This is a genomic window from Streptomyces sp. EDA2-14, assembly GCF_054963755.1.
On record NZ_JBUEGE010000006.1, the window covers coordinates 178,386 to 200,640 of the forward strand.

General features: G+C 68.0%; 16 protein-coding genes and 3 pseudogenes. 11 read left to right on the forward strand and 8 right to left on the reverse strand.

Annotation, left to right across the window (positions count from 1 at the left end; translation table 11 throughout):
- Window positions 1–114: 114 nt before the first annotated feature.
- Window positions 115–888 (reverse strand): helix-turn-helix domain-containing protein, encoded by a 774-nt coding sequence (locus ACY34M_RS18585; RefSeq protein ID WP_462720314.1) that lies wholly within the window; start codon window positions 886–888, stop codon window positions 115–117.
- A gap of 198 nt (window positions 889–1,086) precedes the next feature.
- Here ACY34M_RS18585 and ACY34M_RS18590 point away from each other — a divergent pair, with 198 nt between their 5' ends.
- The gene (locus ACY34M_RS18590; RefSeq protein WP_462720315.1) at window positions 1,087–1,233 is read left to right on the forward strand and encodes a hypothetical protein; all 147 of its coding nucleotides are present in this window, start codon (window positions 1,087–1,089) and stop codon (window positions 1,231–1,233) included.
- Window positions 1,234–1,362: 129 nt separating this feature from the next.
- Here the strand turns inward: ACY34M_RS18590 and ACY34M_RS18595 are convergent, their stop codons facing one another.
- Together ACY34M_RS18595 and ACY34M_RS18600 are read right to left on the reverse strand one after the other, a co-directional pair.
- Window positions 1,363–1,614 (reverse strand): DUF7660 family protein, encoded by a 252-nt coding sequence (locus ACY34M_RS18595; RefSeq protein ID WP_462720316.1) that lies wholly within the window; start codon window positions 1,612–1,614, stop codon window positions 1,363–1,365.
- Between the two features lie 91 nt (window positions 1,615–1,705).
- A pseudogene (locus ACY34M_RS18600) lies at window positions 1,706–2,167 on the reverse strand (ISKra4 family transposase); the annotation flags it as partial.
- Window positions 2,168–2,458: 291 nt separating this feature from the next.
- On the opposite strand from ACY34M_RS18600, the gene ACY34M_RS18605 reads away from it, so the two are divergent.
- Entirely contained in the window at window positions 2,459–2,788 is a 330-nt protein-coding gene (locus ACY34M_RS18605) for a DUF4429 domain-containing protein (RefSeq protein WP_462720317.1), read from the forward strand.
- A 2,000-nt stretch (window positions 2,789–4,788) separates the two neighbouring features.
- Here ACY34M_RS18605 and ACY34M_RS18610 read toward each other — a convergent pair.
- On the reverse strand, window positions 4,789–6,549 hold the full coding sequence (locus ACY34M_RS18610; protein ID WP_462720318.1) for a PucR family transcriptional regulator: 1,761 nt from the start codon (window positions 6,547–6,549) through the stop codon (window positions 4,789–4,791).
- 584 nt (window positions 6,550–7,133) lie between these two features.
- Here ACY34M_RS18610 and dnaK point away from each other — a divergent pair.
- From dnaK to ACY34M_RS18655, 9 genes and pseudogenes are all read left to right on the forward strand, one after another.
- On the forward strand, window positions 7,134–9,050 hold the full coding sequence (gene dnaK / locus ACY34M_RS18615; protein WP_462720319.1) for a molecular chaperone DnaK: 1,917 nt from the start codon (window positions 7,134–7,136) through the stop codon (window positions 9,048–9,050).
- A 10-nt stretch (window positions 9,051–9,060) separates the two neighbouring features.
- Window positions 9,061–9,666, forward strand: coding sequence for a nucleotide exchange factor GrpE (locus ACY34M_RS18620; RefSeq protein WP_462720320.1), 606 nt, complete (start codon window positions 9,061–9,063; stop codon window positions 9,664–9,666).
- 6 nt (window positions 9,667–9,672) lie between these two features.
- Window positions 9,673–10,614: a DnaJ C-terminal domain-containing protein gene (locus tag ACY34M_RS18625; protein ID WP_462720321.1), complete on the forward strand. Its 942-nt coding sequence runs from the start codon at window positions 9,673–9,675 to the stop codon at window positions 10,612–10,614.
- The gene (locus tag ACY34M_RS18630; protein WP_462720322.1) at window positions 10,614–10,982 is read left to right on the forward strand and encodes a chaperone modulator CbpM; all 369 of its coding nucleotides are present in this window, start codon (window positions 10,614–10,616) and stop codon (window positions 10,980–10,982) included. The genes ACY34M_RS18625 and ACY34M_RS18630 overlap by 1 nt, the downstream gene beginning before the upstream one ends.
- The gene (clpB, locus tag ACY34M_RS18635) at window positions 10,973–13,612 is read left to right on the forward strand and encodes an ATP-dependent chaperone ClpB (RefSeq protein ID WP_462720323.1); all 2,640 of its coding nucleotides are present in this window, start codon (window positions 10,973–10,975) and stop codon (window positions 13,610–13,612) included. Before ACY34M_RS18630 ends, clpB begins: the two co-directional genes overlap by 10 nt.
- Complete coding sequence (gene trxA / locus ACY34M_RS18640; protein ID WP_462720324.1) at window positions 13,609–14,067, forward strand: thioredoxin; 459 nt, start codon at window positions 13,609–13,611, stop codon at window positions 14,065–14,067. The genes clpB and trxA overlap by 4 nt, the downstream gene beginning before the upstream one ends.
- Window positions 14,068–14,120: 53 nt before the next feature.
- Window positions 14,121–14,384 (forward strand): annotated as a pseudogene (locus ACY34M_RS18645) (UBP-type zinc finger domain-containing protein).
- A complete protein-coding gene (locus tag ACY34M_RS18650; RefSeq protein WP_462720325.1) occupies window positions 14,384–15,136 on the forward strand; it encodes a Crp/Fnr family transcriptional regulator in 753 nt (250 codons plus the stop codon). Before ACY34M_RS18645 ends, ACY34M_RS18650 begins: the two are co-directional and overlap by 1 nt.
- The gene (locus tag ACY34M_RS18655; RefSeq protein ID WP_462720326.1) at window positions 15,112–16,206 is read left to right on the forward strand and encodes an integrase core domain-containing protein; all 1,095 of its coding nucleotides are present in this window, start codon (window positions 15,112–15,114) and stop codon (window positions 16,204–16,206) included. The genes ACY34M_RS18650 and ACY34M_RS18655 overlap by 25 nt, the downstream gene beginning before the upstream one ends.
- A 561-nt stretch (window positions 16,207–16,767) precedes the next feature.
- On the opposite strand, the gene ACY34M_RS18660 is transcribed toward ACY34M_RS18655, so the two are convergent.
- From ACY34M_RS18660 to ACY34M_RS18675, 4 genes and pseudogenes are all read right to left on the reverse strand, one after another.
- Entirely contained in the window at window positions 16,768–17,727 is a 960-nt protein-coding gene (locus ACY34M_RS18660; protein ID WP_462720327.1) for a hypothetical protein, read from the reverse strand.
- A gap of 132 nt (window positions 17,728–17,859) precedes the next feature.
- Window positions 17,860–19,284, reverse strand: a pseudogene (locus tag ACY34M_RS18665) (NF041680 family putative transposase).
- Window positions 19,285–19,677: 393 nt separating this feature from the next.
- A complete protein-coding gene (locus ACY34M_RS18670) occupies window positions 19,678–20,175 on the reverse strand; it encodes a hypothetical protein (RefSeq protein ID WP_462720328.1) in 498 nt (165 codons plus the stop codon).
- A 305-nt stretch (window positions 20,176–20,480) separates the two neighbouring features.
- Window positions 20,481–21,845: an AlbA family DNA-binding domain-containing protein gene (locus ACY34M_RS18675; protein WP_462720329.1), complete on the reverse strand. Its 1,365-nt coding sequence runs from the start codon at window positions 21,843–21,845 to the stop codon at window positions 20,481–20,483.
- Window positions 21,846–22,255: the final 410 nt, after the last annotated feature.

Consider the following 22,255-nt stretch of genomic DNA (forward strand, 5'->3'; position numbering starts at 1 on the left):
CAGCACGCCGGCGCCGACGACCTCGCCGGGCAGCTGCGGACTCTGCCCCCGCCCCTCGACGCCCAGGTGGCCGCCGTACGAGAGCTTGTCCGTGCCCCATGATGCAGGCGCGGACTACTGGGGCGGCGGCGTGGGCGGCTCCTCCCCGGCCAGCTCCGCGAAGTAGCGACGCAGGCATTCGCGGACCTGGGCGAAGTGGACGTCGACGTCGGCCTGTCGGACGAGCCGCGGGGGCTCGTCAGGCCCGAACCGCATCCAGCTCTCGACCGGGTCGAACGAGAGGCGGTTGAGGCCGGTCATGAGTTCCGGGAGACGATTCTGATCCGCGGTCTTCTCGGCCAACTCTTCTATTGCTCCCTCTACCAGGTATGCGTAGTAGGAGGGCTCCTGCGGAGCGATTGAGGCACTCGTCGCGTGGCCGTTGTCCCACTGAACGGGTGGAAGCTGGGCGTGGGGCAAGGCGGCCAGGAACCGGTGATAGGCCTGCTCCCTGCGCATGGGTCGCGCCCGCCCCTGATCCTGGCCTGTCTGCAGCTCGATCAGCGTGGCGACCTGTTCGGACAGCTGCCGCACGGCGTCCGCGAGTTCGTCGATCTGCAACTGGGCGTCCCGGGCTCCGCCCGACTGGGTCTGCCGGCTGCGGGCGTCGCTGGCTCGGTGCCAGGCATCCATCCAGGGTTTCGGGTCCTGGTCGCAGGCACGCACCACGGACTCCAGCGTGCTCTGCTGCGGAAACCGAGCGCTGCCTTTCGCCATGGAGCGGACGGTGTTCTCCGACACCCCCGCCAGCCCGCCCAGCTTCTCGGGCGACATGCGGGTCTGCTCCAGCAGCATCCGCAGTTGGGCCAATAGCTGCTCGCCGGTGGTTACGGCCGCTGGGTCCGCCACTCCATCTCCCTCAACATCCGCCAATCTTGCGCCGATCCTAGAAGCCCGCCCCACTGTGAGCAGGGGCTTTCTCCTGACCAGGCCAACCTCCCGCAGGACAGATCACTCTGCGCCTTTTGAGAGCCTGCGGTCGCTGAGCTGTGCGCACCGATCACATCTCCCTCCTAGGAGGCGCGCACTATGCTGCACAGCCTGTCTGTGGAAGTCGTTCATGGCCTGGTCGCCGAACTCCCCTCTGCCGTCCTGGTCGCACTCGGCACAACGCTCGCGCACCGGTTGCGAGCCCGGCGCGCCAAGGACCCGCTGCGTAAGGGGAAGACCACCGACGCGCAGTTCGAGGAGTAACGTCGGCTTCTTCTGAGTGCGGTGGCCGTACGACCGAAGTAGTCCCGCACGCCGCCTCGCGTCAGTTCAGTGAATCTGGCGTGGGTGCGGGTCCTTTGAAGTGCAGTTCGCGGGCAGGTGGGCGTCGGGTTACTCGTAGACCGTTGCCGCTGTGAGAGCTCGGGCGAAGTACGTCCAGTCGCCTTCGACTGGCAGTTCTTTGCCGAAGTTCCGGTACCAGTTCTCCGAGCCCTCAACCCACGCGGCCATGGCTTCCAGGAAACGGTCGAGCGTCGGGTTCTCCCACTCGTGACCTCGCTGTTGGAAGTCGCGGTGGAGATCGCGCAGAAAGACGACCAGATCATTCCGGTCGCGGAGTTCGTCGTCAGGTGACAGCAGCATGGCAGCACGGTATCCCCGCCAAGTGCCGGCGAGTCCTTGGGAACTCGTATGGCGGACCGGCCGTGACCCCGCGGGATGGTGCCAGCTCTGATCAGGCCGTGAGGGTGTATCGGTTCTGGTCGGGTACTGCGTAGAGACGCTGGTGCTCGTGGCGCGCATGTAAGTGCCAATAGTCCTCGAAGTCGCCGTTCGTGATCAGCGTGAGGAGTTGGAGGACGGCTTCGGCGCCGGTGATGTCTAGGCGGTCGGCGACCAGGTGCCGGCAGGCGCCCTCGACGGCACAGATGGCGATCGGGCAGCCAGCCGCGAAGGCGGTGTCGTAGCGGAGTTGGTCGAGGTGGCCGGTGAGGTAGCGGGTGCAGGTGGTGACGGCGTCGCGGCGGGCGGCGGGAAGCTGTTCGGCTGCGGCCTCGGCCGTCATCTCGCTGGCCGTGCGGTCGGCGTGTCCGGCGAGGATCGCGGTGAGTTTGTCCGCGGTCCAGATCTCGGCCTCGCGGGCGCCGGGCGGATGGAAGGCGTGCGCGGCCGTCCAGCAGTACTCCGCGACGTTGCCCCTGTCGAAAACTCACCCGTCCTGGTCGGAGCCGGTGTGCGGAATCTGAAGCACGGCAGTTGTGGCTGATGGCGCCGGGGCTCTCGCCCGACTGACGAAAGCCCCGGCATAGTGATCCACCATGCTGCTCCGACTGACCCACCTTGGTGTAGTGAACACGTTTGCGACGCTGCGCCTGCTGGTAGCGCACTGTCATGGCCGTAAGTCCCCTGAGAGGGGGACCAACTCCTCAGGATCTGAGCAGTGGCCAACCGGCACGCTTAAGAGCCCCAGGTGTATCCAGGAGACGCCATGATCGAGGCCAAGGGTTCGAGCGGACAGGGCAGGTTCGACGGTCGGAACATCACCATCTCGCGTAACGGTCTGATGGCGAAGCTGTCGGCTGGTTCCGCGTCGAAGACCGTGCCGGTCAATCAGGTCACGGCTGTCGAATACACCCGCCCGACCCGTGCGACCGTCGGCACGATCCGGTTCGTGCACGCAGGAATGGAAGCGGCTAAGGCTCCGGTGGGTCCCCAGAAACTTCTGGCAGGCGGCGGCGACGCCGACGGGGTCCCCTTCTCGCGTAAGCATGCCGAGCAGTTCGAACAGCTCAAGGCCGCCATCGAAGCAGCCATCTGACTGCCCCTACGCCGCCCCGTACTCGTGTGCGCACCGCCGCGCCAGTGAATGAGCGGCGAATCTCCGAGCACCAGGGCCTCGGCATCGTCCAGCCCTGCCCGGCGCAGGAACTCGATCAGGTCGTAGTCGTCGTGGGCCAGGCCGAGGATCGCGCGGCCGACCGTGACCACGCCCTGTTCTGCGCCCGTCGGCGCAGTTCTGCCTTTTCCGTTGGGGTGAGGCATTTTTCGGCCAACAACCTTGACGGGTGCAGCAGTCGGCGTCGCAGGGCGGTGCGGCCCGGGTGCTTCGCGAGCTGTTCGTAGGCCGCGGTCCACGCCTGCTGCGTCCGTACGAAGCCATCGGTGACGGTGTTCCGCCCGCCATCAGGGCATGAGTTCGATTTCATGGGCAAGCTCGACACGCTCCGAAAGTGGCCGAGAATCGTTCTCTTGGTGGGCATGCGGGCTGTTTTTTACCGCCCGAGCCTCCCCGGCGCCTGGGGCCCTACGCCCGCCGGCCGGCAGTGGGTGCCCGCTGCGGCATAGGAGGAGCTGCTCCGCGCATCGTGCAGTCGACCGTTGAGAGGGTCGACACGGCGCCTCACCTGCGCGCTCATGTAAGCGGAGGCAGCAACTCAGCCCACAACTCTCGGCATTCGCAGGTAAATCCATGTCCGAATAGAAGAGATCGGATTTGCTAACCGGCGATCTCGTGCTTCTCTGGCAACAGCGAAAAGCCCGCCGACGCGAACGGCCTGGACAGCTACGCATCGCGTCGACGGGCGACGACGACCACCCCGGAAAAGGTGATGCATCGTGTGCTCCGACAGTACCTCGCGGCAGGGGGAGAAGTGCGAGCCCAGGCCCCGATGGGGCTTGGCACTGGCCGCAGCTTCGGCAACGGCGAACATCTTGCGGCTTTTGCGTGACTATGTCGTCCATCACTGACGCGTATCGATTCCAGCCAATGGCTTGACGGGCCCTTACCGAGCTTCAGCGGCAGCACCCCACCAAGTAACGGGGTCGGCGCAGAGACGGCGCAGGTAGCACCTTCCTGGGAGCGCACCACACCCGCGAACCTCACCGAATCGCTCCCACCCGCGTTCAACGTCTCGATGCGGCCCGCAATGGCCACCACCGAAAAGCCGCATACCGCCCACCCAAAATCGGAACTGGGGTCAAAATTTCACATGGCCCCATAACCCGAATTCCGGTCAAGGGGCCGTCGCTCCCGACCCCACTCCTACTGGGAGCGGGTACGACCAGCGCGAAGAGCGCAAGCACATACCCGGAAAGCCACCAATAGGACAGGGAGCCGGGGGGCAACAAACCGGGCGCGGATGTGAACGCGAGCGCAAGGAATCGAGTATGTGCGCATCGGCCCGGGTGGGAGCAAACAGGCAAGGGGGCAGTGGGATCAACAGGTGAAGGGCCGTTCGAAAACGGCCCTTCACCTGTGACGTTCGATCGTTCGAACTTGTCGGGACGACAGGATTTGAACCTGCGCCCCCTTGCCCCCCCCAGTCAAGTGCGGGCGCTCCCAGGGGAGTTCTTGAACGCCCCATTGCGCCGTTGCGAGATACTCGTGGCGCCTGAGTGATAGTTCACGGAACCACGTGCCCGGCGTTCATAGTTCGACGCTTTCGACGGAGGTTGCTGGATAATTCCTACGGTACGCGCCTTTAACGAGCCGTCAATCCTCGTCTCACTCCGGAGGCGCCATGAACTGTCAACCGACACCGCCTCCGTTAGGCGCCGTTGCCCCACGCCAGGCGCTGTTGCCTGACGCTGCCAGCAGTAGAAGGCTCTTGAGTCCCGTCCGGCCTCCACTGGCTACACCGTCCACGCAAGCTTCGTGTCCGCCGCTGTCGCTCAACCCTGCAGCGGCCCCATTCCTGGTACGTCGGAACGACTCTCTTGGCGGAGCCCTCCACGAGTACCAACCTGTCGCTTGAGCTGCCCGGATGGAGTTTTCGGCAGACGCAGAGTTCGCCGCCGCCGTCCCCTGGGTCCCCGCCGTCAGCACCCCCGCCCGCCCAGGATGATTTTCCAGACGCGTGTTGCGACCTGCAGATTGAGCCGGGTGTCCACATCTGCCAGGTCGCGGTCGCTGATCTCACGAATGCGCTGCAATCGGTAGCGCAGGGTGCTGCGGTGGACCGTCAGCGCGGCGGCCGCATCGTCGTAGTTGCCTCCGCAGTCGAAGTAGCGCGAGAGCGTTTCCACCAACTCCGTATCGTGCCTTGCGTCGTAGTCGATCAGCTGGCCGAGCCACTCGCGCACGAAACCTTCGAGCTCCCGGAGATCGTTTCCGGGCCCCAGGATCCGGTACAGCCCGAGGTCGTCGAAGAACGTCGTCCCGCTGCACCGACGGGAGTTCTGTCGCACCTCCAAGGCCCGCAGTGCCTCCTGATAGCAGCGAGGAATGCCGTCCGGGGAGTCGCAGCGGGTGCTCACCCCGATCGCTCCGTTGGGTGTCCCCAGCTCGTGGGCCAGCGCCGCGTGCACGGCACGGTCGGGCCTTGCTTGGGTCAGCAGGACCACCCGGCCACCGCGACGGGTGATCAGCGGACGGGCCACCGTGGTGGCCGTGGCTTGCTCGACGGCACGTGTGAAGGAGTCGTCCTCGGCGTTGCCCAGCCAGTGCACCACGACCACGTAGTGGGTGCGTCGCAGGTCGTGGCCGACCGCATCGGCTCGGGCGTAGGCGCTCGTCTCGTCAGTACCTTCCAACAGGTCGTCGATCAGCTGGCGGCGCAGCCGCAGTTCGACCTCGGCGAGTTCGCGCAGATGCATGAGCTCGTGGGCGAGCGACTGCCGGGCGTGCTCCAAGGCGAACATGGTGTCCTCGTCGGCCGTCGCCCCGGGGTCCTCGAGGGCGAGTACGCCGAGGAGTTCGCCGCGCGGCCGGACCAGGGCGATCAGCCGGTCCTTGACCCGGACCGGGCCCGCCTCGCGCGTGACCTGACGCAGTTCCTCTTCCTGGTAGGTCGAGGACCGCACCGGATAGGGGTTGGGCTGATCGGGACCTGCCCAGGACCTCAGGTTGCCGAACCGGTCCTCGATGAGCGCCGACAACCCGGTGAGCTCGTACAGCGCTTGAGTGATGGCGTCCTCGCCGCCGCCCCGGGCAGTGACACGGGCGAGGGCCTCGTGCACAGTGTTCTGCCGGTGCAGCTGGGAGCGCAGTGCATCCAATTCCCTTAGTGCCGTGGCCCGTTCGGCGCGGAGTCGGCTCAGTTCCGCGGCGTTGCCGTGCTGTTCGGGGCGCGAGGCCGCCAGTGACATGGCCGCCGAGGTGAACTCCATGAGGGTCGAGAGCAGGAAATGCCCCCGCCCATCGGGCTCGGAGTGGGAGGAGACCACAATGTAGCCGAGCAGACCGTCGGCCCCGCGCAGGCCGAACGCCCAGGTCCAGGACCGCTCCGGAAGGGATACGGAGCCGTCGGCCTCGCCCAACTCTTCCATCCGTGCGGCGTCGACCGTTGGCGCTCCCGCGTCGTGACCGGGGACGCGGGACAGACCATCGCTCGTCGCGAGGTAGCCGGCCTCGGCACGGTAGGGGCCAAGGGCACTGACGTGCCGCATGGCCAACCGCACGATCTCACTTCGCTCCGCGCAGGTGAACAGGGTGTGGGACAGCGCCAGCAGTCCGTGTGGGTCCAGCGCCGCGGGCGGACGGAGAGCTTGCTGTCCGGTGCCCGCAGTGCTGCTCGGGTGGCGGGTCACTTCCTGGTCGGAGACGTCAGCGGCCAGCCTCCGCGACGGATGGAAGGCCATGGATCACTCCGTTCTCCTCCGGTCATCGGGGGGCGGCGATCGAGCGAGGCGGGGGATCCACGCCTGGGCGAGCGACGAGTACCCAGGGCAGGCGAGTTCACCCGATGTGTCCGAATTTGAGCCTTGTTCTCGTAGACCAACCGACTGCATCGATTTTCGACCTGCCGGGTGCAGGCGGAGCGCATTGCTCACTGCCACTCTGAGCTTGTCAAAGGTCGTCGGGCGCACCGGTGGCCGTGACAGGAAGGACTGGCTGATGAACGAGGAGGTCCGCAGGACCATTGCCTCGTACAGGGGTGTGCCGGGGCCGCGCCGCACGGCGCGGCGAGCGGCACCCTGATCGGTGGATCTTCGGACTGCCGAGCTGGCCGGCACCGGTCGTGTCGGGACTGCTCCTCGCTTCATACCGGCTGGTTCTTGAAGCCCTCGTCGGCGCTCTGCTCGGCCTACTGGTGCACGCGGCCCGGCGTGCATAGAAGAGCAGCCACCCCCGCAGAGCGATCCGTCATCACCTGAGTGCGTGCGGAAGACCGGGCGCCACTCCGAGGAGGAGCTGGGGCGCCCGTCGCGAAAAGGAGTTCCTCATGGCCAAGGCAGTAGGCATCGACCTGGGCACCACCAACTCGGTGATCGCCGTCTGGGAGGGCGGCGAGCCAACGGTCGTACCCAACAACGAGGGCAACCGCACGACACCGTCCGCGGTGGCCTTCACCGACACAGGTGAGCGCCTGGTGGGCCAGCTGGCGCGCCGCCAGGCCATTCTCAACCCCAAGGGCACCATCTACTCGGCCAAGCGGTTCATCGGCCGGCACTTCGACGAGATCTCCGAAGAGGCCAGGGCCGTCGCGTACGACGTGGTCGAGGGCGAGGGCGGGGAGGCCCGCTTCAAGGTGGGCGACAAGCTCTACGCACCCGAGGAGATCAGCGCGCAGGTGCTGCGCAAGCTCGCCGACGACGCCTCCAAGCAGCTGGGAGAGAAGGTCACGGAGGCGGTCATCACGGTGCCCGCCTACTTCAACGACGCCCAGCGCACCGCCACCAAGGACGCCGGACGGATCGCGGGCCTGGAAGTGCTCCGGATCATCAACGAGCCGACCGCGGCCGCCCTCGCCTACGGCATGGACAAGAAGGAGCACGAGACGGTGCTCGTCTTCGACCTGGGCGGCGGCACCTTCGACGTCAGCATCCTCGACGTCGGCGACGGCGTGGTGGAGGTACGGTCCACGGCGGGCGACAGCCATCTGGGCGGCGACGACTTCGACCGCCGCCTTGTCGACCATCTCGCCGACGGCTTCCAGAAGGACAACGGCATCGACCTGCGCCAGGACCCGCAGGCGCTGCAACGACTGTTCGAGGCGGCCGAGAAGGCCAAGACCGAACTCAGCTCGGTGACCCAGACGCAGGTCAGCCTGCCGTTCATCACGGCCGACGCCTCCGGGCCCAAGCATCTGACCACGACGATCATGCGGTCCACGTTCGAGCAGATCACCGGCGACCTGGTGGAGCGCTGTCTCGGACCGGTGCGGCAGGCCATGGGCGACGCCAAGGTCAGCGACAGCGACATCGACGAAGTCATCCTCGTCGGCGGCTCCACCCGCATCCCCGCCGTCCAGGCCCTGGTGCGCAGGCTGACCGGCGGCAAGGACCCCAACATGAGCGTCAACCCCGACGAGGTCGTGGCGATGGGCGCCGCGATCCAGGCCGGGGTCCTCAAGGGCGAGGTCAAGGACGTCCTGCTGCTCGATGTCACTCCGCTGTCGCTGGGCGTGGAGACACGGGGCGGCGTGATGACGAAGATCATCGAGCGGAACACCACCATCCCGGTGCGCCGCTCCGAGACCTTCTCCACCGCCGAGGACAACCAGCCCGCCGTCGACGTCGTCGTCCTGCAGGGCGAGCGTGAGAGGGCCGCCGACAACCGGGTCCTGGGCCGCTTCCAGCTCACCGACATCCGCCCCGCGCCGCGCGGAGAGCCGCAGATCGAGGTCATCTTCGACATCGACGCCAACGGCATCCTCAACGTCACCGCGCGGGACAAGGACACCGGCAAGGAGCAGGGCATCACCATCAGTGAGAGCTCCAACCTCGACCGCGGCAAGGTCGAGAGCATGGTCGAGGAGGCCGAACGCAACCGGGACCAGGACCAGGCCCTGCGCGAGGCGGTCGACGCCCGCAACGAACTGGACACCATCGCCTACCAGGTCGAAAAGCGCCTCGGTGAGCTCGGCGACGCGGCGCCCGCACACGAGAAGGCCCGCGCCGAGATGCTGATATCCGAGGCCCGCGACGCCGTGAAGAACGAGGCCGGGACCGACAAGGTCAGGCCGCTGACGTCCGAGCTCCAGCAGATCCTCGCGGGACTCGCGGCGCACCAGGCAGAAGCCGCCGCGGGCGGTCCGGCGGGCGGCGGCTCGTCGGACGGATCCGGTTCCGGTGGGGCCGCGCCGGGCAGCGCCGCAGGCGACGACGATGTGATCGACGCCGACTTCGACAAGGGTTGAGGTGCCGGCCATGCCCACCCCACCCCGGGGCCGAGAGCCCGACCCGCCGCCGGAAGGCGCCGTCCAGCCGCCGCGCGAGGAACTCACGCAGCCTGGATCGCCGACGGAGGAGACCGAGCCGGGGCCCGATGCCGCAACCGGCACCGCCGCCCCCGACGACGAGTACGCGGCCGCGCTGGACGAGTACGCGACCGCGCTGCGAGAGGCCGAGGACCGCTGGCGCCGCGCCCTGGCCGACCTCGACAACCTGCGCAAACGCCACGCCAAGGAGCTGGAGCGGGAGACCGCGGGCGAACGCGCCCGTACGGCCGCGGCCTTCCTGCCCGTCATCGACAACCTGGAACTTGCCCTGAGTCACGCGACCGCCGACCCCGGTGCGATCGTCGAAGGTGTTCAGGCCGTGCGTGACCAGGCCGTGAACGTCCTGGAGCGGCTGGGCTACCCGCGCCACGCGGAGCGGGGTGTGTCGTTCGACCCGGCCCGGCACGAGGTCGTCGGCGTGGTCCAGGATCCAGACGCCGAGCCGAACACCGTGGTCCAGGTGCTGCGACCCGGTTACGGCGAGGCCGAGCGGCAGCTGCGGCCTGCCGCCGTGACCGTCGCCAAGCGGGAGTGACCGGCCATGGCACGCGATTTCTACGAGGTGCTCGGCGTTCCGCGCACCGCCGACGGGGACGAGATCCAGCGGGCCTACCGCACCCTGGCCCGCAGGTACCACCCCGACGTCAACAAGGACCCCGAGGCAGAGGAGCGGTTCAAGGAGGTCAATGAGGCCTTCAGCGTCCTGTCCGATCCGAAGCAGCGAGCCAAGTACGACCGCTTCGGCGAGGACTTCCGGCAGATCCCGGACGACTGGGAGGAGCGCGTCGCCGCCGGCGCCGGAGCCGGAGCGGGCGGCGGATCCCGGTGGACCACCGGCGGCGGCCCCCGGGTCCGGTACTCCACGGCGGGCTTCGGCGGCGAGGAGGTCGACGTCGAAGATCTGTTCGGCTCGCTGTTCGGGGGCGCCGGGCGGATGCGCGTACCCGGCGCCGACCAGGAGGCGGAGCTGCCGCTCACCGTCGAGGAGGCCTACCGGGGCGGCCTCCGTACGGTCACCCTGGCCGGGCCGACCGGACAGCGGCGCTACCAGGTCGACGTGCCGCCCGGCACCATCGATGGGCAGCGCATCCGGCTGGCCGGGGAGGGCGGGCGCGGGAGCGGCGACGACGCTCCCGCCGGGGACCTGTTCCTGCGCGTGCGGATCCAGCCGCACCGTGAGTTCCGCCTCGACGGCCGGGACGTCCACGTGAAGCTTCCGGTCACGCCGTGGGAGGCGGCGCTCGGTGCGACCGTGCCGGTGCCCACGCCGAGCGGTGCCACGGCGAAGGTGACCGTGCCCGCCGGGTCCTCCAGCGGACGGCGTCTGCGGCTGCGCGGTGAGGGCATGCCAGGCCCGCACGGCGCGAACGGAGACCTGTACGCGGAGCTGCGGATCATGGTGCCGCCCAGGCTGAGCGACCGGGAGCGCGAGCTGCTGGAGGAACTTGCCGCCGTCTCCACGTTCGATCCCAGGAGGACCTGATGACCGACCGACCGGCCGAGGCCCGCCCGTCCCCCGCACGCACGACCGAGGTGAGCGTGCAGTACGCGATCGTGCCCGTCTCCAGGCTCTCCCTGGAGACCGTGGCCCGCCGATCAGGCCTCCATCCCGACCTGATCCGTCGGTTCGTCGCCCTCGGACTCGTGGACGCCGGCCAGGACGCCTCCGGGCATCTGGTGTTCGCCTCCACGGCCCCGGCCGCCCTGGCCCGTGTCCAGCGGCTGCGCGCCGGGCTGTGCCTCAACTACGCATCTATCGGTCTGGTGCTCGACCTGCTCGATCGCATCAGCTTGCTCGAAGCCGCACTACGGCGTGCAGGCATGAGGAGTGATCTACCGCCATGGACATGAACAAACTGACCCAGAAGTCCCAGGAAGCCCTGCAGGAGGCCCAGAGCGCCGCCGGCCGCCTGGGGCACACCGAGGTCGACGGCGAACATCTCCTGCTCGCCCTTCTCGACCAGCAGGAGGGCCTGATCCCGCGGCTGCTGCAGCAGGCGGGCGCAGAGCCCGAGAAGTTGCGCGCGGCCGTACGCGAGGACCTCTCCCGACGGCCCAAGGTGACCGGCCCGGGCGCGACGCCGGGTCAGGTCTACGTCACCCAGCGCCTGGCCCGGCTGCTCGATGCGGCCGAGCGGGAGGCCAAGCGCCTCAAGGACGAGTACGTGTCCGTGGAACACCTGCTGCTGGCGCTGGCCGAGGAGGGCTCGGCGACCACCGCGGGGCGGCTGCTGAAGGAGCACGGCGTGACCCGGGATTCCTTCCTCGGCGCGCTCACCCAGGTCCGCGGCAACCAGCGCGTCACCTCCGCCAACCCCGAAGTGGCGTACGAGGCGCTGGAGAAGTACGGCCGCGATCTCGTCGCCGAGGCCCGGGCCGGGCGGCTCGACCCCGTCATCGGCCGGGACGCCGAAATCCGCCGCGTCACCCAGATCCTCAGCCGCAAGTCCAAGAACAACCCCGTCCTCATCGGCGACCCCGGCGTCGGCAAGACCGCCATCGTCGAGGGACTCGCCCAGCGCGTCGTCCGCGGCGACGTGCCCGAAGGACTCCGCGACAAAACCGTGTTCGCCCTCGACATGGGTTCGCTGGTCGCCGGCGCCAAGTACCGCGGCGAGTTCGAGGAACGCCTCAAGGCCGTGCTGTCCGAGGTCAAGGCCGCCGAGGGACGCATCCTGCTCTTCGTCGACGAGTTGCACACGGTCGTCGGCGCGGGCGCCGCCGAGGGCGCCATGGACGCGGGCAACATGCTCAAGCCCATGCTGGCGCGCGGCGAACTGCACATGATCGGCGCGACCACCCTGGACGAGTACCGGCAGCACATCGAGAAGGACGCCGCTCTCGAACGCCGTTTCCAGCAGGTCCTGGTCGACGAGCCGAGTGTGGAGGACACCATCTCCATCCTGCGCGGACTGCGTGAACGCCTGGAGGTCTTCCACGGTGTGAAGATCCAGGACACCTCGCTGGTCGCGGCGGCGACGCTCTCCCACCGCTACATCACCGACCGGTTCCTGCCCGACAAGGCCATCGACCTCGTCGACGAGGCCTGTGCCCGGCTGCGTACCGAGATCGACTCCATGCCGGCCGAACTCGACGAGATCACCCGCCGGGTGACCCGCCTGGAGATCGAGGAGGCGGCCCTGTCCAAGGAGACCGACCCCACCAGCAAAACCCGCCTGGAGGGGCTGCGCAAGGAACTGGCCGACCTGCGCGGCGAGGCCGACGCCAAACACGCCCAGTGGGACGCCGAACGACAGGCGATCCGCCGCGTGCAGGAACTGCGCCAGGAACTGGAGCAGGTCCGCCACGAGGCGGAGGAGGCCGAACGCGCCTACGACCTCAACCGCGCCGCCGAACTCCGCTACGGCCGCGTCCAGGAACTGGAGCGCCGACTGGCGGCCGAGGAGGAGCAACTGGCCTCCAAGCAAGGGCAGAACCGGCTGCTGCGCGAGGTCGTCACCGAGGAGGAGATCGCCGAGATCGTCGCCGCCTGGACCGGCATCCCCGTCGCCCGCCTCCAGGAGGGCGAACGCGAGAAACTGCTGCGCCTCGACGAGATCCTCCGCGAGCGCGTCATCGGCCAGGACGAGGCCGTCAAGCTCGTCGCCGACGCCATCATCCGCGCCCGCTCCGGCATCCGCGACCCTCGCCGCCCCATCGGCTCGTTCATCTTCCTCGGCCCCACCGGCGTCGGGAAGACCGAACTGGCCAAGACCCTCGCCCGGGCCCTGTTCGACTCCGAGGAGAACATGGTCCGCCTCGACATGAGCGAGTACCAGGAACGGCACACCGTCAGCCGGCTCATGGGGGCGCCGCCCGGATACGTCGGTTACGAGGAGGGCGGCCAGCTCACCGAGGCCGTACGCCGCAAGCCGTACTCGGTCGTGCTGTTCGACGAGATCGAGAAGGCGCACACCGATGTCTTCAACACCCTGCTGCAGATCCTCGACGACGGCCGCATCACCGACGCCCAGGGCCGCACCGTCGACTTCCGCAACGCCGTGATCATCATGACGTCCAACATCGGCTCCGAACACCTCCTCGACGGCGTCACCGCCGACGGTGAGATCGTGCCGGACGCCCGGGCCCTGGTGATGGGTGAGCTGCGCGGGCACTTCCGCCCGGAGTTCCTCAACCGCGTCGACGACATCGTGCTGTTCAAGCCGCTCGGTGAGCGGCAGATCGAGCGAATCGTGGAGCTGCAGTTCGACGAACTGCGCCGCCGCCTCGCCGAACGCCGCATCACCATCGAACTCACCGACACTGCACGGGAGTTGATCGCCCACCAGGGCTACGACCCGGTGTACGGGGCGCGGCCGCTGCGGCGTTACATCTCCCACGAGGTCGAGACGCTGGTCGGGCGCGCCCTGCTGCGCGGCGACGTCCAGGACGGCGCGACGGTACGCGTCGACGCCGAGCACGGAGAACTGGTGGTCACCTACGACCAGCAGCACGACAACCGGGAGGCGAGGGCGGCGTGAGCACCACCCGGACGGCGACGGTGACCTGCCCCGACTGCGGGCATGTCAACCGGATCCCCGTGGCCGCCGAGGGACGACCCCGGTGCGGCCGATGCAAGCACCCCCTGCCCTGGCTCGTGGACGCGGGCGACGACGACTTCGCCGAGGTCGTCGAGCGGGCCACCGTACCCGTCGTCGTCGACCTCTGGGCCACGTGGTGCGGCCCCTGCCGCATGGTCAGCCCCGCCCTCGAACAGGTCGCCCGCGACCTCGCCGGACGGATCAAGCTCGCCAAGGTCGACGTCGACAAGAACCCACGGCTCAGCCGACGCTTCGAAGTGCAGGCCGTGCCGACCCTCCTCGTCCTGGACAAGGGCGAGACGATCGCCCGGCAGGCCGGCGCGGCACCCGCGGCCGCTCTGCGCTCGTGGGTCGAGCGGGCGATGGAGGACCGGCAGACCACCGCAGGAGAGTGAACACAACGACGAGGTGACCTGGGCCCCGGCCCATTCCCGGAAGGAGACCCCTCATGGCCACGCTTCCCGACCCCCACCTGGCGATGGTGCGCCCAGTGGCCCCGCGCACCCCCGAAGGCTGCGAGGAGTGCCTCAAGGGTGTTCCCCGTGGGTGCACCTGCGCCTCTGTCTGACCTGCGGGCACGTCGGCTGCTGCGACTCCTCTCCCCTCAAGCACGCCAGACGGCACGCGGCGACCATTCGGTCACCCCGTCGTGCAGTCCTTCGAGCCGGGAGAGGACTGGCGCTGGTGCTTCGTTCACGAGGCCCTGGTCTGATGAGCACGACGGAGCACGAGCACGATGCGGTCGATGAGACACCTGACCGGTACGGAGCGTTCCCGCGCCTCACGCCGGAGCAGCGCGAGTACCTGACCGCGTACGGCGAACGCCGCAGGACCGCCGAGGGCGAGGTGCTGTGCCGGGAGGGCCAGCCGATCCGCGAGTTCCTCGCGATCCTCAGCGGGACCGTCGAGATCCTCCACGACCACGGCGGGCCCGACGAGCGGACGGTGGCCGTGCACGGACCAGGCAGGTTCCTCGGTGAACTCGGGCTGCTTGAGGGACAGGCGGCGTTCGACACCGCCGTGATGCGCCAGGCGGGCGAGATCGTGGCCGTACCGGTGGAGCGGCAACGCACTCTGGTCGGCCGCGACCCTGTCCTCGGCGACCTGATCCTCCGCGCCTATCTGCACCGCCGATACCTACTCATCGGCCTGGGCGCCGGCTTCCGGATCCTGGGATCGTGCTACTCGCCGGACACGTTGCGGCTGCGGGAGTTCGCCGCACGCAACCGGTTGCCCCACCGCTGGGTGGATCTGGAGAAGGACAAGGAGGCCGAGGCACTGCTGCGCCGGTTCGCCATCCGTACTGGGGAGACACCGGTGGTCCTCTGGGAGGGCGACAAGGTGCTGCGCAATCCGAGCAACGCCGAACTCTGCGCCTGCCGAGAATGTCGTCCATACAGATCAGGAGCGTCTTCGACGGTGCGGCAGGATGAGCACTCGTGCTGCTTCGTCTCGCGTACCTGACCGCCACCAACATATTCGCCGCACTGCGGTTGCTGCCGATGAGCGACCGCGCCAAGGATGTGGAGATCCTCGCGCTTCGCCACGAGATCACCGTCCTCGAGCGGCAGCTCGGTTCTGACCGGGTGAAATTCACTCCGCAAGACCGGGCGTTCCTCGCCGCCCTGCTGGCGCCACTGCCCCGTCAGGTCCTGCACCGGCTACGACTACTGGTCCAGCCCGACACCGTGCTGCGCTGGCACCGCGACCTGATGAAGCGGCGCCACGCCCGAACGTGTCGACCAAAGAGACCGGGCCGACCGCCCACAGTCCGCTCAATTCGCGCGCTGATTCTCCGCCTGGTCCGGGAGAACCCAACCTGGGGCTACCGCAGGGTGCACGGTGAGCTCACCACCCTCGGCATCAAGATCGCCGCCTCCACCGTCTGGGAAATCCTCACGGCCGAGGGCATCGACCCCGCGCCCGACCGGGCCGCCACCACCTGGGCCGACTTCCTGCACTCCCAAGCCGAAGTACTCCTGGCCTGCGACTTCATCGAGACCATCAGCCTTACTGGCAAACGCCAGTACATCCTCGCGGTCATCGACCACATCACCCGGCGTGTCCGGATCCTCGGCACCACCGCTCATCCCACCGCGGCCTGGGCCACCCAGGCCGCTCGGAATCTGGTGATGGACCTGGCGGACGCCGAAGCCACCGTCGGCTATCTGATCCGGGACCGGGACGCAAAGTACCCAGCCCTCTTCGACGAGATCCTGAGCGCCACCGGCATCCAGGTCGTCCTCACCGGCATCCGGATCCCGCGCATGAACGCCATCACGGAACGCTGGGTCCAAACCTGCCGCCACGAACTGCTGGACCGCACCCTCATCTGGAATGAGAACCACCTGCGCCGTGCGCTCCGCCAGTTCGAACTGCATTACAACACCCACCGGCCCCACCAAGCGATGGATCAGGCAGCACCCCTGCGCGCCGTTCCCGAACCACTCACCACCGACCAAGTCTCCCGCCTGAAGGTACGCCGGAAAGACCGCCTTGGTGGAGTCATCCACGAATACCAACATGCCGCTTGAACTGCGAGGATGGAGTTTTCGGCAGGCGCAGAGTTCACGGGTGCGCTCGTACTGCTCCCAGGATGCGCGCTGCCACTGTTCCGCCGCCACCGCACCGGGTTCCCCTGAACTAGCCCGGGTACGCACGCATCAGTCTCGCGTTTCTGTCTCCAACTCAGCGCGAAGGCATGTCGGTTGTACGCCGGGGGGGAGTAGCGTCGAGGGGCGGGTTTGTACTGGTCGGCGGCCCGCGACCAGGGGATGAGCCTGGCAAGCGGGTCGCCTGCGCGGGGAAGGAGCGGCGTGCTCCCCTTCAACGCCGCCTCCTCGCACGGTTCCGCCCTCGCCGGCGCCGGGGCGTGCGGGAGTTGGCCCCAGGTTGGAACTGAACGGGAGGGCGAAGGGTCCGGGCCGCCAATGTCCGTGAGGCGGCTCGGACCGCCCGAGAATGGTCCAGTTGGCCCGGGGACTGGGGGCGTTGTGACGGAACACGGTCCGCCGTGAAGGGAGTGTCCGTCTTCGACCAGCCTAGCGGTGCGCACGCAGGGTGAACCCCTGCGATTCAAGCTACTTGCACGGCTGTCAGCGCAGGTTCCGGAGGCCTGGAAGCTGAACAAGTTCCTCTTCGGCTTGTTGTGCTGCTTTCCGTAAGCTGGGCGGCTTCACCTTGGCCCGGGCAACTAGGTTGATGAGGTCGCGGCACTGCGCCTCTGCTGCGTGAAGGTACGAGTCCACTGCACGCTCCGGGTGCCAAAACTCTTCTCTGACGATATGGCCTCCGGGCTGGTATTCGTTGACGCGCGCCGTCAGGGGAACGCTCTCGTCCACCGATCCCATGAGATTGAACAGATCCCACCGGCTCGGGGGATTGTTTTCCCAGTCGGGTACCGGCAGCCGCAGCGACATAGCTTCCTCATCGATATCGGTCCGCACCTCGTCGACCTCGGTCCAAAAGCGCTCGACCTCGTAACGGGCACGCCCCGCACGGAGGATCGTGTCATTTACCGGTATGCCGACAGCGATCAAGGGGGACGTCACGTGCTCACCGTCGGCGTTGTAAAAGATCTTCACTCGGAGCAGGTACACCAGATCCCCTCGCTGGCCCTCCGCGCGCAGATCTGCTCCCAGACGGGTGATGAACCGGTCAGTGTCTGACGCCGGAACCACCTGATCAAGGTCTACCTCAACCGTTGTCCCGGCCGCTTCGTAGGAGAGAGGAAGCTCCACGTCGTAGTCTCCACTGACCGGCATCCCAGCCCCGACAGTGAAGCGAGCACGAAGCCACTCTTGATGGAAACGCCCAGCCTGGACTACCTCCACGGCCATTCTCGTCAACACCGCAGGCTGGCTGCCCACGTTTCGGAGCTTGATGTCGAGCGTCGGCGACCCTGGGTCCTGCCAATGCTCGGCTGGCGATACCTGAACTGATACATCAACGAGTTCCACCGCCGAGTCCTGCCGATGCCGAGCACGGAGCGTCGCCCAGGCCCCGATCGCGGCCGCCACTAACGCACCCACCACCCCAATGACTGCTGAAAGCATCTCCTGATGTTAGGCCCCCCATGTACACAGAGGCAGGTGTGTTCGGGCAGGAGGGGCGAACTCCCGTGTGACGCCTATTCCTCACAGAGCGTCACAGATCATGGGATGTGAAACAGCTTCTGACCTTGTTCCTTAACGTTCGGTGATACTCGCGGGACGTTTGATGGCCTTCCCGACGTCGTAACGGGTGGTGGGCTGCCGGTTTCTGGAGCCGGGTGGGCGTCCGGGGCCGGGACGGCTGGGTTTCGGTCCATGGGCCGGGTGAGCGAGATGGGGGCGGATGTGCCGGAACCCTCGGCGGACGCGGGTCGGCGTGAGAGTCACGCCGGGCTTGGTGCTCTTCTCCCAGGGCTTGCGCTGGTCGGCGGCTATCGGTGTGGCGAGGCGGAGTTGGGTGTGGGCGGCGATGACCAGCCATGTTCAGCGGTCGGCTGCCTGCGGGTCACGTAACCGCGGCCGTGTCCAGCCGAGGGACTGCTTGAACAGGCGGAAGGTGTGCTCCAGGTCGAATCTGCGCAGGTAGCAGGACCAGGCGAAGTCGACGTCGTCCGGGCTGGCGCCGATCGCCGAGGACCACAGCCAGACCGGCGGGGCGTCGCGGTCGCCGGGCAGGTGGTCGACGTTGAGGCGGATCAACGTGCCTTCGATGAGGGGGAGTTCGCTGTCGTGGTCGATCCACGCGGACCGCTGCTGCAGCCGGGGGTGGAGCCGGTCCCAAGAGCGGGCCTCGGCCTTGCCGTAGCGGGCGGTGTCGTTCACCGTGACCACAGACGGCTCCGGCCACGACTCGGGGCGGGCCAGGCCGAATTCCTTGCCGTGCCGGGGCGGCCGACCGCCCTCGGGAACGTAGACGCGCGGCGGTTTCGGCAGCCGCAGAACTCGGTCCGAGCGCAGGCGCCCGACGAGTTCGACCGGCAGGTCGCGCAACACCCAGGCCAGCCGCATCACGTCGTAGCCCGCATCCATCACGACCAGGACGTCCCGGTCCCCGTCCTGCCACTGACCTGCCGTCATTAGCCGCACGACCACGGCCCGCAGCTGGTCGGCAGTGACCGCCGCGGCGTCGTCGACCGGGCCCAGCCGGACCACGTCCAGGACCTGCGTCCACGAGGTGCGGTCCGGCGTCAGCGCGACGACGAACGAATACGGCCAGCCCGGAATGATCTGCGCGGATTCACGGGAGCGGCCGTGGACGTGGCAGAACAGGCGCTCCGGCGAGCAGGCCGCGTCCGAGCGCAGCCACGGGGAGACGTCCACGGCGAGCACGATCCTGCCGTCGAAGCGCGGTATCGGCAGGGAAACCAGCAGGTCACGCAGGGCGTTTGTGTCGAGTCGGCCATGGTTCAGGGCACCGTACAGCGAGCCGTAGCCGCGCTGGTGCTCGGCCAGCAGCGACAGCTCAACGGGAGTCCGAGTCGGACCGTCCGTACACAGCAATGCGTCGGTCAGCTCGAAGAACGCGTCCGCCCGCGCGGACAGACACCCGTAGAAGGCCGTCCGGAAGCGGGACAACTCCTGGAGCGCCTCCCGCCCCTCGATCTGCGGCAACACACTCACCCCACGCCCTTCCGGCTGAACTCCCGTACGCAGTAACAGTGTTCAGCATCGCGAGAAGGACCGCCTCACACCCTGTCATCACTCCAAAGAGTGACGGCTTGGCCGGGACAGAGGTTAAGGAACAAGCTCAGGTACTTCGCGGACGAAGGAGAGTGGCTCCGCCGAGGGGAGCCCTGCGGAGCCACTCTCCTGATCCGCAGCCCACCACTGCCGGAGGCCGCAGAACCCGGGATCGCCGCCCGGGGTCTGGGGGCGACTAGGTGCACGGCCAGTACGGCTGGCCCACGATCCCGCTCGCGCGCAACCCTCGCACTGGATGTGTGTCCGGTGCAGGCGTATGACCGGATCGCCACTCGCCCGGTCTGGCGGCCGCATCTTCAAGAGGAACTGGGCTCAGCCTCGTTGCTGTCTCATGGCCGCGATGATCTGGTCGACGGGTTCCCCGTTCCGCAGTCGGCGCCGTGCGCTCGTTCCGTGGATCGGTAGGTCGAGGTCGGGCAGATCGAAGCCTTCCTGGCGCAGCCGTGCGGTCGCGTGGGCCGAGCGAGGTCCGATGGCTTCGGCCCATCGGCGGAGCTCGGCGAACCGCTCGAACTGCGCCAACCACTGGGTGGCGAGAGCCTCGGCCTCGTTCTTTTTGCAGCGGCGGCCCTGCAGGTAGGCGATCGTGCGTCCTCGCTCGATCTGCGGCTTCACCGGTGGCTTCGGGGCGGGTCCGAACAGGCCCGGCAGGCCTTCGGCCCGGGCGAGTTCGCGCGCCGTGGCCCGATGCGTCGCCCGGCGCGGCATCCACATGGGAGTGGTAGGGGTCGCGCCTGCCGTTCGTGGAGCAGAGGACGTGCGGAGCCACGCCAGGATGGCGTCGGAGTCGGGGTCGTGGGGCTTGTGCATGAGACCTCCCGCCCGTTTCCGGGCATGAAAAAGGGCCTCGACCAATCCGGTCGGGGCCCAGGCCAGCCCTTACTCAGAAGGTGAGGGCGTATCAGGAGCGAGGGTGGTGCTCGTCGTGCGCAGATCCCGTCGACCGTCGGTTGCGGCTGTTCCTGCGTGGAGGCACTGACAGCCGCCTCAACCGCGGGCAGAACGCGAGAGAGGCCGCCACCGGGTGGTGACGGCCTCTCCAAGCAAACGAGTTGTGCCCGCGCAGCATAGCTGGCGGGTGCGCCACACGGGAGGGCTTCTGGCGAACTCCCTGTTCAGGGGGTATCGGTGGCGTCCTCGGGGTCGGCGTCGTCGGACAGCACTGTTCCTGGGTTGAACGTCATCGGTCGGGTCGGCAGGGACAGGTCCTGTCGTGCTTCGCCGCTCAGGTTCGTGGCGGTCGCCCGGCATTGCGCGATGACGTTCTCTTCCAGATCCTGGGTGCTGGTGAGGGTGATGGAGTCGAGTCTCACGGACTCGTGCGGGCGCAGATCAACGGGCACGAACCGGATCACGGTCGCCTCTGCCCCGTGCTCGACCTCCGGGGTCGCGAAGGGCAGCTGGATCCTGTCCGGCCTGACGACGGGCGTCCAACCCACCAGGGTGCTCGACACATCAAGTGGGGACTGGGTCCCGTACTCCGTGGGCGGCTTGGGCCAATCGATCTCATGGTCGTCGTCCGTGGCGTGCGCACGGATGCCCGGGGGAAGAGTCAGGACGACTTCTACCTTCGTCAGGTTCTCCTCGCCGGGGTTTGTCAGCTGCAGCTGGACCGGCAGACCTGTCGTGCCCACGGCCTGGACGATTGCCTCCTGCAGTGCCTGATCGAAGACCTCCAGATACTGTTCGACCTCTGCCCTGAAGTCCTGCGGGGAGCGGCGATCCCTCACCATGCTGCTGAGCCTGGCGAGGCCCGGCACAACGGCCGCCGAGCGAGGCTCCTCGACGAGTTGGTTGAGGAGGTCCTCGCGCTGACGCTCCAGGGCTTCTCGGCGCTTCTCGGTGGTGTCGGGAAGCAGGGCGACGCCGCCCGCGGCGAGATTCACCCGCACGTCGATCCGTTGGGCAGCGCGCCGTGCGCGCTCGGTGAGCGCTGCGATCTCAGCCGGGCGAGCGGGCTCGGTCTTGCCGGCGTACCGGTGGAAGATCGTCCCGGCGTAGTAGGACTTGAAGGTCTTGTGCAGTGCGTGGACGGGGTCGCCCCACTGCGGAGGAAGGACGTCGACGAGCATGACGTGCCTCTTGCCCTCATCGCTGTCGACGGGGACATAAGTGAACTGGTAGCGGTCGAAGGGGCCGAGGTACCGGGCGAGCCAGGGATCGACCTTCTCGATGTCGTACGGGGTCACGCCGTGCACGGCGCCTTCCTCCACGCCGACCAGGAGGTAGGCGTGTCCCTCCGCCCATCGCTGAGCCACGTCCGGTATGCGGTTGGCGAACCCGAGGATCGCCTTGGCCACCGCGAACGCCCCCTCGGCCTGGGCGAGATCGTGATGCGACTTCCACTCCAGCCAGCGGCTCTCGTCGGCGCTGGAGGCCCCCAGCACCGCTTCGATCAGCCGTTGCTGCCTTCTCAGTCCGACGACCTGCCGGTCCGGGTCGAAATTCAAAGTCATGTGCGCTCCGCGGCGGCTCGTCATCAGATGCGCTCAATCATGACCCGCAGCACTGACAACACCGATCACCCAGCGTCTCCACCGAGGCTTTCCGGCACGCGTGGAGACAGCGAGCAGCTGCGGCACGGTGCGGCCGGTCAGGCACCGACCTCCCGCAGGGCCTTGCAGGCAGCTTGGGCAACCAGGGGTCGTTGAAGATGGCCCCCACAACGGCCTCGGCGGACGGTCGCGGCTCGGGGAATACGGCCGAGGGCTGGATCCGGCTGCGCAGGGCCGCGAGCCTGCCCGCGCAGGTGTCGGCGAACTCCTCGGCGAGGGCGTCGTCGACGCCCGTGAGTACCTGCGAGACTTCGGCCGCGGCCGTGCCGAGCGCCTTAAGGACCTGGTCCATCTGCTCCGGGCAGCGAGCGGCCGACGGTGAAGGGCGCACTCGG

Coding starts and splice junctions, on each gene's coding strand:
- ACY34M_RS18595 (WP_462720316.1), bottom strand. CDS start 1,614: ATGCTGCTGTCACCTGACGACGAACTCCGCGACCGGAATGATCTGGTC.
- ACY34M_RS18605 (WP_462720317.1), top strand. CDS start 2,459: ATGATCGAGGCCAAGGGTTCGAGCGGACAGGGCAGGTTCGACGGTCGG.
- ACY34M_RS18610 (WP_462720318.1), bottom strand. CDS start 6,549: ATGGCCTTCCATCCGTCGCGGAGGCTGGCCGCTGACGTCTCCGACCAG.
- dnaK (WP_462720319.1), top strand. CDS start 7,134: ATGGCCAAGGCAGTAGGCATCGACCTGGGCACCACCAACTCGGTGATC.
- ACY34M_RS18620 (WP_462720320.1), top strand. CDS start 9,061: ATGCCCACCCCACCCCGGGGCCGAGAGCCCGACCCGCCGCCGGAAGGC.
- ACY34M_RS18625 (WP_462720321.1), top strand. CDS start 9,673: ATGGCACGCGATTTCTACGAGGTGCTCGGCGTTCCGCGCACCGCCGAC.
- ACY34M_RS18630 (WP_462720322.1), top strand. CDS start 10,614: ATGACCGACCGACCGGCCGAGGCCCGCCCGTCCCCCGCACGCACGACC.
- clpB (WP_462720323.1), top strand. CDS start 10,973: ATGGACATGAACAAACTGACCCAGAAGTCCCAGGAAGCCCTGCAGGAG.
- ACY34M_RS18650 (WP_462720325.1), top strand. CDS start 14,384: ATGAGCACGACGGAGCACGAGCACGATGCGGTCGATGAGACACCTGAC.
- ACY34M_RS18660 (WP_462720327.1), bottom strand. CDS start 17,727: ATGCTTTCAGCAGTCATTGGGGTGGTGGGTGCGTTAGTGGCGGCCGCG.
- ACY34M_RS18670 (WP_462720328.1), bottom strand. CDS start 20,175: ATGCACAAGCCCCACGACCCCGACTCCGACGCCATCCTGGCGTGGCTC.
- ACY34M_RS18675 (WP_462720329.1), bottom strand. CDS start 21,845: ATGACGAGCCGCCGCGGAGCGCACATGACTTTGAATTTCGACCCGGAC.